An 820-nucleotide genomic window follows, 5' to 3' on the forward strand; every position below is an offset into this window, starting at 1 on the left:
ATAACTAAAAATATGCGATGTTAAAAATTTAGGGAATTCTACCTTTTTATTTCCAATTTTCAATATCTGGATCAGTTGTTTTTAGAGGGACTCTTAGTTTTTGAAAAATATGAATATTCATGTTCTTAAGGAATTTCTGTTGAACAAGCGGCTTTTATTGTACTAGAAAAAAGTTGAGTTGAATAGAGCAGATAACTTCTTTGAATTGTATTTGATTATAAAAATTGTTTGCGTTGATTTGTGTATCACTTAGATGTTTTTCAGTGAAAATAAAAGATAAACAGTGAGAAAATGGCAGATGCCTTAAAAATTGGCATTCGAGGCCTCGGTACGGTTGGTATTTCAGTATTCGGATTTTACGTGAAAAAGCAAAAAGTTTGGCTTCCTACTGTGGAAGACTAATCAAAGTTGTTGCTGTTAGCACGCATGATAAAGATCGTAACCGTGGAATTGATTTGGGTGATGTCAAATGGTTTGATTCACCTGTAGAAATGGCAGTATCTGGTAAAATTGACGTTTTTGTTGAGTTAATTAGAGGTGAATTAGATGTTGTGCATGGAGCTGTTGAGAAAGCGCTTGAGGTGAGGAATCATGTTGTTACTGCCAATAAAGCTCTTCTGGCTAAACATGAGATGGAATTTGCTTTCATTCAGAAGAAAAACGCCTTTTCTTCATTTTAAAGCTGCCGTTGCGGGTGGAATTTCTGTTATAAAAGCGATGGAAGAATCACTTTCCAGTAATCATATGTCAGGAATTTATTGCATTCTAAATGGAACCTGCAACTATATATTAACACGCATATTTACTGAAGGTCTTTCAT

General features: G+C 34.1%; 1 pseudogene. It reads left to right on the forward strand.

Annotated features, from left to right (window positions below):
- Nucleotides 1-291 precede the first annotated feature (291 nt).
- A pseudogene (locus ACFIK8_RS10795) lies at nt 292-820 on the forward strand (homoserine dehydrogenase); the annotation flags it as partial.

The sequence above is a fragment of the Bartonella sp. MR168JLCBS genome, assembly GCF_042194175.1.